This window comes from Amycolatopsis ponsaeliensis (assembly GCF_030182635.1).
In the GTDB taxonomy this organism is placed as follows: domain Bacteria; phylum Actinomycetota; class Actinomycetes; order Mycobacteriales; family Pseudonocardiaceae; genus Amycolatopsis; species Amycolatopsis ponsaeliensis.
On sequence record NZ_JAPZLD010000020.1, the window covers coordinates 191771 to 202142 of the forward strand.

A 10372-nucleotide genomic window follows, 5' to 3' on the forward strand; every position below is an offset into this window, starting at 1 on the left:
GAACGTGTTCAAGAAGGACGGTAGCCCTGTTTTTGAACGCGTTCAAGAGGGCTGGGTCACGTCGGTCGTTCACCGGGTGCTCACCCGGATGGGCGGATTCCGGCATAGGGTGACCGCCGACTGGGAGGTTTTCATCGTGAAACGCATTGCCGCCGGGCTGTCCGCAGCCCTGCTCGTAGGGCTCTTCGTGCCCGCCACCGCTGACGCCGGCTTCGGGACCAACGTCCGCTTCGCGACCTTCAACGCGTCGCTGAACCGGGCGGCCGCCGGGCAGCTGGTGACCGACCTCTCGACGCCGGGCAACGCCCAGGCGCAGGAGGTCGCCGAGGTCGTCCAGCGCAACCGCGCCGACGTCCAGCTGATCAACGAGTTCGACTACGTGCCGGGCAACAAGGCCGCGGACCTGTTCCGCGAGAACTACCTGGCGGTGGGCCAGCACGGCGCCCGGCCGATCGACTACCCGTACGCCTACACCGCGCCGGTCAACACGGGCGTGCCGACGGGCTTCGACCTCGACCGCGACGGCAAGGTCGGCCTCGGCAACGACGCCCAGGGCTTCGGCACGTTCGAGGGCCAGTACGGGCTGCTCGTGCTGTCGAAGTACCCGATCGACCTCGCGCACGTCCGGACGTTCCAGAAGTTCCTGTGGAAGGACATGCCGGGCGCGCTGCTCCCGGACGATCCGGCCACGCCGGCACCGCACGACTGGTACAGCCCGGCCGAGCTGAACGTGCTGCGGCTGTCGTCGAAGTCGCACTGGGACCTGCCGCTGAAGATCGGCCGCTCGACGGTGCACTTCCTGGTCTCGCACCCGACGCCGCCGAGCTTCGACGGCCCGGAGGACCGCAACGGCACCCGCAACAACGACGAGATCCGCTTCTGGGCCGACTACGTGACGCCGGGCAAGGGCGGCTACATCCACGACGACCGCGGCCACCGCGGCGGCCTGGGCGCCTCGGAGCGCTTCGTCGTGGCGGGCGACAACAACTCGGACCCGCTGGACGGCGACAGCGTGCCGGGCGCGATCGAGCAGCTGCTGAACGCGCGTCGCGTGATCCAGACGCACCCGGGCAGCCGCGGCGCGGTGCTGGCTTCGCAGGCCCAGGGCGGCGCGAACGTGGGTCAGAAGAGCGACCCGTTCTACGACACGGGCGACTTCAACGACGTCGCGCCGGGCAACCTCCGGACGGACTACGTGCTGCCGTCGAAGGGGCTGCTGCCGTGGCACGCGGAGGTGTTCTGGCCGGTGCCGTCGGACGAGCTGTCCCGGCTGAACGACGCCTCCGACCACCACCTGGTCCGCGTGGACGTCCTGGTGCCACTACGGTGAGATCATGCGGATCGCGATTCTCGACGACTACCAGGACGTCGCCCTGACCTTCGGTGACTGGGACTCGCTCAAGGCGGACATCACGGTCTTCACCGAGCCCCTCACCGACGTCGTCGGCCAGCTCCAGGGCTTCGAAGTGATCGTCGCGATGCGGGAACGCACCCGCTTCCCCGCCGAGGTGCTCGACCGGCTGCCGGACCTGAAACTGCTGGTCAGCACCGGTCCGCGCAACGCCGCCATCGACGTCCCGGCCGCGCGCCGCAACGGCGTCGTCGTGTCCCGGACCGGGTACCTCGGCGAGCCGACCGCCGAGCACACCTGGGCGCTGATCCTCGCCGCGGCGAGGAACCTGCCGCAGGAGTTCCGGAACATGCGCGAAGGCGGCTGGCAGACGACCGTCGGGACCATGCTGCACGGCAAGACACTCGGCCTGCTCGGCCTCGGCCGGCTCGGGGCAGGCGCGGCGAAGATCGGGCAGGTCTTCGGCATGGAAACCATTGCCTGGAGCCAGAACCTGACGCCGGAGAAGGCCGATCCACACGGCGTCACGGCGGTGTCCAAAGAGGAACTGTTCGCCCGCTCGGACGTGCTGTCGATCCACCTGGTGCTCAGCGGGCGCACCCGTGGCCTGGTCGGCGCGGCCGAGCTCGCCGCGATGAAGCCGTCCGCGTTGCTGGTGAACACCTCGCGTGGCCCGATCGTCGACGAGGCCGCGCTGGTGGACGCGTTGCGGCGCAAGGAGATCCGGGCGGCGGCGCTGGACGTCTACGACGTCGAGCCGTTCCCGGCCGACCATCCACTGAGGACGCTGGACAACGCGGTCCTCACCCCGCACCTCGGGTTCGTCGCCCGGGAGACCTACGAGATCTTCTACGGCGACGCCGTCGAGGACATCGCCGCCTACCAGGCGGGGGAGCCGATCCGGCTGATGGAGTGAGGCGTGCGGCCCGCCGGGGCCCGAGGTCCCCGCACCGGCCCGGCGGCGGGCCCGCACGAGAACCATGACACCACCCGCACTTCACGACGGGCAGGGTCCAAAGACCCTGCTCAGGGCGTCCGTTCGGCTGAACGCCCGGCCCCCGCGGGTCGTGAGTGAGAAACAGTGTTCTAACCCCGTTTCCCACTCACGAGAACGGGACGGCGTCCGGTGCGCAGGTGGTGCCCTCGGCCGGCGCGCTCACGTCGGTCAGGTACTTCACGACGGCCGTCGAAGCGCACGCGCTCGGCGCGTCCAGCGAAGTGTGGCCGTACCCGTCGACGACCAGCACCCGGCCGTCGCCCAGCTCGGCCGCCGTCGCCTGCGCGTTGTGCAGCGGTGTCGCCGGGTCGAACCGGTTGTTCAGCACGAGGATCGGGTTCTTCCGCGCCCGGTTCCACGGGCCGGTGTACCGGTCCTCGTCGTGCGCGGGCCAGCCGACGCACTGGGCCATCGAGAACACCGAGCCCAGCCCGAAGTACGGCTGACGCGCGCTTTCCCGGGCCGCCAGCGCCGCGTAGTCCGCCGGCGAGGAGGGGTTGTCGCTGTCGACGCACTGGACGGCGAGGAACCCGGGGGAGTGGGTCGGCACGTACGGGTCGAGCACCGGCGAAGCCGCGCCGGAATCCGACGGCATTGCGGAAAGGGTCTGCGCGAGGCGCTTCCACCGGCCGGACTGGTACAGCGCGCTGTCGACGGTCTTCATCAGGGAGCCCACGCCCGTGGTGCGCGACGCCCGCGCGAAGACCCCGGCGAACTTCGCCTTCGGGTCGCCGCCGGAGAACGCGCACTTCGGCCCGGCCGCGGCGCACACCGCGAAGAACTGGTCCAGCTCCTGCTGCTGCGCCCCGGCGACGTCGGCGCGGACGTCGACCGGCTGCTTCTCCTGCCCCGGCTTCCCGGTGGCGTTCGCGACCAGGTCGAGCGTGCCGTCGAGGGTCATCGCGCGGACCTTGTCCGGGAACAGGTTCGCGTACGTGCCGCCCAGGTAGGTGCCGTAGGAGTAGCCGTAGAAGTTCAGCGCGGCGTCGCCGACGGCCTGGCGCAGCAGCTCCAGGTCACGCGCCACGTTCGCCGTCGACAGGTGGCTCAGCAGGGCGCCCGACCCGGCCGCGCACGCCTTCCCGGGTGCCGCGCTCGCCGCGAAGAACGCGTCCGGCTGCCGCAGCGGTGAACCCGGCCCGGGCGCGTGGTCGGCGCCGGGACAGCTGATCGGTGCCGACCCGCCGATCCCGCGCGGGTCGAAGCTCACCAGGTCGAAGCGGGCCTTCAGCTCGGCGGGGTAGCGGTCGGCGAACCGCGTCAGCTCGCCGACGCCGTCCGTGCCCGGGCCGCCGAAGTTGAAGAACAGCGAGCCGAGCCGCCGGCCCGGGTCGCCCGCCGGCAGCCGGATCACCGAGAGCGTGATCGCGGTGCCCTTCGGCTCGCGGTAGCTCAGCGGCACGGACGCGGCCGCGCACTGGTACTTCCCGTGGCACGGCGTCCAGCGCAGCGCGGGCACGGCGGCGCCGTTCGTGCCCAGCGCCGGCGGGGCTTCGGGCGTGGCCGCGGACGGCGCCGGGGGAGCGGGTGCGGCCTGGGGCGCGCTGCAGGCGGCGAGCAGGAGCAGCAGGGCGGCGAGGAGCGGCTTCACGCGCTCAATTCCGCCAGGACGGCGTCGGTGTGGCGCGGCCAGACCTCGGCGGCCCACGGGCCGAACGCGCGGTCGGTCAGCGCGACGCAGGCCGCGCCCGCGTCCGGGTCGACCCAGAGGAACGTGCCGGACTGGCCGAAGTGCCCGAACGTGCGCGGCGAGCTGTTCGCGCCGGTCCAGTGCGGGCTCTTGTGGTCGCGGATCTCGAAGCCCAGGCCCCAGTCGTTGGGCTTCTGGTGCCCGAACCCGGGCAGCACGCCGGACAGGCCGGGGAAGACGACGTTCGTCGCCTCGGCGACCGTGGCGGGGTCGAGCAGCTTGGGCGACTGCAACTCGGCGGCGAACGCGACCAGGTCGTCCACAGTGGACACCGCGCCGGACGCGGGCGAGCCGTCGAGGGCCGTGCTCGTCATGCCCAGCGGGGCGAACAGCGCTTCGGCCTGGTACTGCGCGAACGGGATGCCGGAGTGCTCGGCCAGCACGTCGGCCAGCTGTTCGAACCCGGCGTTGGAGTAGAGCCGCCGCGTGCCCGGCTCGGCCATGGCCTTGTGCGCGTCGAAGGCGAGGCCCGAGGTGTGGGCGAGCAGGTGCCGCACGGTCGAGCCCTCGGGGCCGGCCGGGGTGTCGAGTTCGACGACGCCCTCCTCGACCGCGATGAGCGCGGCGTAGGCGGTCAGCGGCTTGCTGACCGAGGCCAGCCGGAACTTCCGCGCGGTGTCGCCGTGGCGGCCCACGACTGTCCCGGCCGCGGACACCACGGCCGTCGCGGCGTTGTCCACCGGCCACTCGTCGATCAGGCGCACGCTGTCCATGCGTCCACCCTACGAAACGCCACGAAGGCCTCCGCACCGGTGTCGGGGACCGGTGCGAAGGCCTTCGTGGATGTGACTCAGGCGTCGAGGTCGGTGGCGACCAGCTGGGCGACCGCTTCCACGGCCTCCTCGGCGCCCTCGCCCTCGGCGCTGATGACGACCTCGTCGCCGTACCCGGCGGCGAGCGTCATCAGGTTGAGCACGCTGCCGGCGGCCACCGGGCTCCCGCCGGCCTTCGCGATCTGCACCGCGACGGGTTGCGCCGCGGCCGCCTTCGCCACCAGCGCGGCCGGCCTGGCGTGCAGGCCCACCTTGCTCGCCACGGCGACGCGTTTCTCCGGCATGTTCGTCCTCTCCCTAAGGGGTGCTACGTCGGTACGGATGTTACGCGGCGGCCGTGCGCTCGAGGTCCGACTCGATCGAGTCGTCTTCGCGGCCCGGGGTGCGCAGGTTGAACTTGGTGATCGCGAAGCGGAAGACCACGTAGTAGATCACCGCGTAGACCAGGCCGATCGGGACGAGCAGCCACGGTTTCTGCGCCGCCGGGGCACCCAGGTTCAGCAGGAAGTCGATGCCGCCCGCGGAGAAGTTGAAGCTCTGGTGGATGCCCAGCGCGTTGCAGATCGCCAGCGAGGTGCCGGTCATGATCGCGTGGAAGAGGTACAGCGGCCACGCGACGAACATGAACGAGAACTCGATCGGCTCGGTGACACCGGTGAGGAACGAGGTCAGCGCCGCGGAGATCATCACACCGCCGACGATCTTCTTCTGCGCCGGACGCGCGGTCTGCCAGATGGCCAGGGCCGCGGCGGGCAGCGCGAACATGAAGATCGGGAAGAAGCCGGTGGTGAAGGCGCCCGCCGTCATCTTGCCCGCGACGAAGTTGTTGATGTCGCCGCCGTCGAAGATGAACCACACCGGCACGTTCAGCAGCTGGTGCAGACCGACCGGGATGAGCAGGCGGTTCAGCGCGCCGTAGATGCCGCCACCGACGATCGGGGACGAGGTGACCGCGTCACCGACGGACTCGATGCCGCTGTTGACCCAGTGGAACACGAGGCCGAAGAGCACGCCGAGGATCAGCATCACGAGGGCGGTGATGATCGGGACGAACCGGCGGCCGCCGAAGAACGCCAGGTAGGCGGGCAGCTTGATGCGGTGGTAGCGCTGCCACAGCAGGGCGGCGACGATACCGACGACGACACCGGCGAGTACCGAGTACGGCCAGTTGATCGGGGCGAGCTCGGTGGAACCGGCCTTGTACTTCGGCAGGTCCTTCAGCGGGGCGAACACCTGGATGACGCTGGTGAAGACGAAGAAGCCGACGACCGCGGCGACACCGGTCGAACCATCGCCCTTCTTGGCGAAGCCGACCGCGATACCGACCGCGAACAGCAGCGGCAGCCAGTTGAACAGCGTGCCACCGGCGGCCGCGAGGACCGAGGCGACCTTGTTCCAGCCCAGGCCGTCCTTGCCGAGCATGTCGTCCTGCCCGAACCGCAGCAGGATGCCCGCCGCAGGGAGCGTGGCGATGGGAAGCATGAGGCTACGGCCGAAGCGCTGAAGACCGGCGAGGCCTCCGCCGCTCTTCTTCGTCGCCCCCTCCGCGGTGGTGGAGCTCATCTGGATCCTCCATAGTGGGGTGGTTGACCGGGCTCCGGGGTGTTCCGGTCCAACTGCATGGTCACCTGGTAATGATCTCCCCGGTACCAGGACGTGATGTCTTCGATGGGGTCCCCGTTCGCGCTGGAGACCCGCCGGAACACGAGCAGGGGACTGCCGGCACGCATGCCGAGCAGCCGGGCCGTCTCGCGGTCCGCTCCTTCGGCCCAGACCGTCTGCCACGCCTGGTCGGGACGCACGTCGTACGTCTCGGCCAGCTGCGCGTAGATGGACTGGGTCAGGTCGAGCTCGAGCAGGCCGGGAGCCCGGCCCGCGTGGTACCAACCGCGTTCGACGGCCAGGGGCACGCCGTCGGCGTGGCGCAACCGCACGAGGTGGTGTGCGGGGGCGCCCTCGGCCAGGCCGAGGGCGTGCGCCGAAGCGGTCGGCGGGACCTCGGTGGCCGCCGAGACCACCTCGGTCGTCGGGGTCAGCCCGCGCCGGCGCATGTCGTCGGTGAACGACATCAGGTAGAGCTGCAGCTCCATCCGCCGGGCCGCGGTGAACGTGCCCTTGCCGCGGACCCGGGCGAGCAGACCTTCCTCGACCAGCTTGCCGATCGCCGATCTGACCGTGAGCCGCGACACGCCGTAGCGCTGGGCGAGCTCACGTTCCGACGGGATCGGCGCACCCGGCGGGAGTTCCCGTTCCACCGTGCGGCGGAGGATCTCCCGCAGCTGGGCGTGCTTGGGCGTGGGCCCGTTGACGACCCGGTCGGGTGGCGGGACGTGCGCTGCCGCGCTCATCGGCGTCACCCTCCTCGTTCTCGCGTCACCGGGGACCGGTGCTCGCGTCCGGCCCGGAACATTGGTACGTTCCGGTCTAGACCAATGATCTGATGGGGCAGGATGCTCCGCCGCGCGGACGGGTGTCAACCACCGTTATCCGTTCGTGGCCCGCGGCGGGGTGCATGCCGACGAACGGCGTAGTACAGGTGGACACGCGGTTCGCGTCAGGTTGGGAACAAACAGTGATCAAGGAGACCGCGATGGCGGATGACAGGCCCGAAAAGATCCTCGCCGCACTCGGCGGCACGGAGAACCTCACCGAGATCGAGGGCTGCATCACGCGGCTGCGCTGCGAGGTCGAGGACATGAGCCTCGTCGACGAGGCGGCGCTGAAGAAGGCCGGCGCGATGGGCGTCGTCAAGATGGGGTCGTCGGCCCTGCAGGTGATCGTTGGGCCGGAGGCGGACACGATCGCCAGCGACATCGAGGACCTGCTGTGAGCCTGGAGATCCTCAGCCCGGTCGCCGGGCGCGTGGTGCCGATCACCGAGGTCCCGGACCCGGTCTTCGCGCAGGCCATGGTGGGTCCGGGCATCGCGGTGCAGCCCGCGGGCGGGCGGTCGGACGCGGTCGCGCCGGTCGACGGCACCGTCGCGACGCTGCACCCGCACGCCTACGTCGTCGCGACCGAGGACGGCAAGGCCGTGCTGGTCCACCTGGGGATCGACACGGTCAAGGAGAAGGGCGAAGGCTTCACGCTGCACGTCGTCAAGGGCGAGCAGGTGCGGGCCGGCCAGCCGATCGTCAGCTGGGACCCGGAGGCGGTGACCGCGGCGGGCTACTCGGCGATCGTCCCGGTCGTCGCGCTGGACGCCTCGGCGGACGTGCTGTCCGGTTTGGACGCCGAGCGCGAGGTCGCCGCCGGTGACCGGTTGTTCGGCTGGGACGCCTGAGTCGGCTTTGTCACACGAAGGGCCCTTGTGGACAGTCGTCCCCAAGGGTCCTTCATGCCGACCGGCCCGTCAGCCGGTGACGACCTTCCCGTTCTCGACCTTGACCGCCACCGACGGCAGCGGCTTGTTCGCCGGGCCCTGCTTGACCTCCCCGGTGAGCGCGTTGAAGACCGAGCCGTGGCACGGGCAGACGAGGTCGGCGCCCTTCGGGGCGACCGTGCAGCCCTGGTGCGTGCAGATCGCGCTGAACGCGGCGCAGGCCGACTCGGACGTCCGGGCCACGATGACGTCGGAGCCGTCCGGGGCCTTGGCGGCCTTCGCCTCCCCGACCGGGACGTCGGCGAGCGCGACCAGCGGCGTCCCGGCGGCGATCGGCGCCTGCGCGGTGCCCGGCTTGGCGTCGTCCGAGGAACCGCACGCGGAGAGCGCGACGGCGCCGACGGCGGCACCTGCGACGGCGGCGCCCGTGGTGAGGACGGTGCGGCGGGAGTGGGTTTCGGCAGTCATGCCCCACTAAACGAGATCGACACCGCATCGGTTCAATTCGCGGTGAACCGGATCGGCCCCTGTTCCGTGTATGTACCCGAGTGGGTGTGGAGTGGAGGATCGATCATGGTGAGTTGGGTTCTGCGCATCGTCGTGGCGGCCGCGCTGCTGGGCTCGGCGGGCGTGCACTACTTCCTGTGGACCGAGGACTACCCGGGCATCGTCGGGCCGTTGTTCCTGCTCGACGCGATCGGCGGCCTGGTCCTCGCGATCGCGGTCCTGGCCTGGCGGCACTGGCTGCCCGCGCTGGGCGCGGTCGGGTTCGGGGTGCTGACGCTCGGCGCGTACGTGCTCGCCGCGACCGTCGGGTTCGCCGGGAACCACGACCAGTTCAACAGCCAGCCGGAGTACTGGGGCGTGATCACCGAGGCGGTCTGCATCGTCGGCGGCCTGGCCCTGATGTTCGTGAAGGACCGGCGTCGAGTCTCGGCCTGAGTTCCGTGGGGGAAGTCGCCGAAGACGCGCTGATGCGCGCGCTGCACGAGGAACACGCGGGCGCGCTGTGGTCGTACGCGCTCCACCTGACCTCCGGCGACCGGATCCGGGCCGAGGACGTCGTCCAGGAGACGCTGCTGCGCGCCTGGCGGTCGACGGCGGTGCTGGACCAGTCGCAGGGTTCGGCGCGGGCGTGGCTGTTCACGGTGGCGCGGCGCATCGCGATCGACGGCTGGCGCTCGGCGTCGGCCCGGTCGGAGGTGATGACCGACCGGCCGCCGGAGCGGGCGGTCGGCGACGGGACGGACCGGGCGGTGCAGGGCTGGCTGGTCGCGGAGGCGCTCGCGGAGCTGTCCGAACGGCACCGCGAGGTGCTCGTGCTGTGTTACTTCCAGGGCTATTCGGTGGCGGACGCGGCCACGCGGCTCGGCGTGGCCGAGGGGACGGTCAAGTCGCGCACGCACTACGCGTTGCGCGCGCTGCGCCTGGTGCTCGAGGAGAGGGGGGTGACCCAGTGAGCGAGGACCCGTTCGCGACGTTCGACGCGGCGTACGTCCTCGGGGCGCTGTCTCCCGAGGACCGGCAGCGCTTCGAGCAGCACCTGCGCACGTGCGACCGGTGCGCGGCCTCGGTGCGGGACATGGCGGGATTGCCGGGGTTGCTGGCCCGGGTCGACGCTCCCCCCGTGGTGCCGGACGTGGGCCCGCCCCCGCCGGATCTGCTGCCGACGGTGCTCCGGCGTGTCCGGCGCGGCCGCCGGATCCGGCTGGCGGTGACGTCGGTGTCGGCCGCGGTGGCGGTGTCGGCGTGCGTGGCGCTGGCGGTGGTGGCGTCGTGGCCTCCCGCGGCACCACCGCCGTCGATCGCGATGACGGCTTTGGGGCAGTTCCCGGTCCGCGCGGACGCCCGCCTGGACGCGTTCGAGTGGGGCACGCAGGTGGACATGTCGTGCAGCTACACAGGGGAGCGCAGCAGCGGCGAGTACGTCCTGGTGGCGATCTCGCGGTCGGGCACGGAAACCCAGCTGGCGACGTGGAAGGCGGTCCCGGACAACACGGCCCGCATCGTGATCGGGACGGCTTTGAAGCGGACCGATCTGGCGGCTTTGGAGGTACGCGGGGGGAGCGGCCGCGCGCTGCTGCGGTTGACGTTGTGACCTCGTGAAGGGGTGGTGGGGGGGGGGGGGGGGGGGGGGGGGGGGGGGGGGGGGCGGCGCCGGCGCGGGCCCCCCGACGCGAACCCCCCCCCCCCCCCCCCCCCCCCCCCCCCCCCCCCCCCCCCCCCCCCCCCCCCCCCCC

At 71.5% G+C, this 10372-nt stretch carries 13 protein-coding genes; 7 read left to right on the forward strand and 6 right to left on the reverse strand.

Annotated elements, in window-relative coordinates:
* Window positions 1-136: 136 nt before the first annotated feature.
* Both QQ657_RS28590 and QQ657_RS28595 read left to right on the forward strand, forming a co-directional pair.
* The gene (locus tag QQ657_RS28590) at window positions 137-1330 is read left to right on the forward strand and encodes an endonuclease/exonuclease/phosphatase family protein (protein WP_284745350.1); all 1194 of its coding nucleotides are present in this window, start codon (window positions 137-139) and stop codon (window positions 1328-1330) included.
* A gap of 4 nt (window positions 1331-1334) precedes the next feature.
* Entirely contained in the window at window positions 1335-2267 is a 933-nt protein-coding gene (locus QQ657_RS28595) for a D-2-hydroxyacid dehydrogenase family protein (protein WP_284745351.1), read from the forward strand.
* 187 nt (window positions 2268-2454) lie between these two features.
* Here the strand turns inward: QQ657_RS28595 and QQ657_RS28600 are convergent, their stop codons facing one another.
* From QQ657_RS28600 to QQ657_RS28620, 5 genes are all read right to left on the reverse strand, one after another.
* Window positions 2455-3939, reverse strand: a complete 1485-nt coding sequence (locus QQ657_RS28600; protein ID WP_284745352.1) for an alpha/beta hydrolase — start codon at window positions 3937-3939, stop codon at window positions 2455-2457.
* Window positions 3936-4751, reverse strand: a complete 816-nt coding sequence (locus QQ657_RS28605; protein ID WP_284745353.1) for a serine hydrolase domain-containing protein — start codon at window positions 4749-4751, stop codon at window positions 3936-3938. The genes QQ657_RS28600 and QQ657_RS28605 overlap by 4 nt, the downstream gene beginning before the upstream one ends.
* A 77-nt stretch (window positions 4752-4828) precedes the next feature.
* Window positions 4829-5095, reverse strand: a complete 267-nt coding sequence (locus QQ657_RS28610) for an HPr family phosphocarrier protein (protein WP_013224593.1) — start codon at window positions 5093-5095, stop codon at window positions 4829-4831.
* Between the two features lie 40 nt (window positions 5096-5135).
* Entirely contained in the window at window positions 5136-6374 is a 1239-nt protein-coding gene (locus tag QQ657_RS28615; protein ID WP_284745354.1) for a PTS transporter subunit EIIC, read from the reverse strand.
* Window positions 6371-7159: a GntR family transcriptional regulator gene (locus QQ657_RS28620; RefSeq protein ID WP_284745355.1), complete on the reverse strand. Its 789-nt coding sequence runs from the start codon at window positions 7157-7159 to the stop codon at window positions 6371-6373. Before QQ657_RS28620 ends, QQ657_RS28615 begins: the two co-directional genes overlap by 4 nt.
* A gap of 242 nt (window positions 7160-7401) precedes the next feature.
* Here QQ657_RS28620 and QQ657_RS28625 point away from each other — a divergent pair, with 242 nt between their 5' ends.
* On the forward strand, window positions 7402-7641 hold the full coding sequence (locus QQ657_RS28625) for a PTS sugar transporter subunit IIB (protein ID WP_167379806.1): 240 nt from the start codon (window positions 7402-7404) through the stop codon (window positions 7639-7641).
* Window positions 7638-8093 (forward strand): PTS sugar transporter subunit IIA, encoded by a 456-nt coding sequence (locus QQ657_RS28630; protein ID WP_284745356.1) that lies wholly within the window; start codon window positions 7638-7640, stop codon window positions 8091-8093. Before QQ657_RS28625 ends, QQ657_RS28630 begins: the two co-directional genes overlap by 4 nt.
* A gap of 69 nt (window positions 8094-8162) precedes the next feature.
* Here the strand turns inward: QQ657_RS28630 and QQ657_RS28635 are convergent, their stop codons facing one another.
* Window positions 8163-8600, reverse strand: coding sequence for a QcrA and Rieske domain-containing protein (locus tag QQ657_RS28635; protein WP_284745357.1), 438 nt, complete (start codon window positions 8598-8600; stop codon window positions 8163-8165).
* Window positions 8601-8705: 105 nt separating this feature from the next.
* Here QQ657_RS28635 and QQ657_RS28640 point away from each other — a divergent pair, with 105 nt between their 5' ends.
* The 3 genes from QQ657_RS28640 to QQ657_RS28650 are packed head-to-tail and all read left to right on the forward strand — an operon-like array spanning window position 8706 to window position 10230.
* Window positions 8706-9074, forward strand: coding sequence for a hypothetical protein (locus QQ657_RS28640; RefSeq protein ID WP_284745358.1), 369 nt, complete (start codon window positions 8706-8708; stop codon window positions 9072-9074).
* 5 nt (window positions 9075-9079) lie between these two features.
* Window positions 9080-9592, forward strand: a complete 513-nt coding sequence (locus QQ657_RS28645; protein WP_284745359.1) for a sigma-70 family RNA polymerase sigma factor — start codon at window positions 9080-9082, stop codon at window positions 9590-9592.
* Window positions 9589-10230: an anti-sigma factor family protein gene (locus tag QQ657_RS28650; RefSeq protein WP_284745360.1), complete on the forward strand. Its 642-nt coding sequence runs from the start codon at window positions 9589-9591 to the stop codon at window positions 10228-10230. Before QQ657_RS28645 ends, QQ657_RS28650 begins: the two co-directional genes overlap by 4 nt.
* The last annotated feature ends 142 nt before the right edge of the window (window positions 10231-10372 follow it).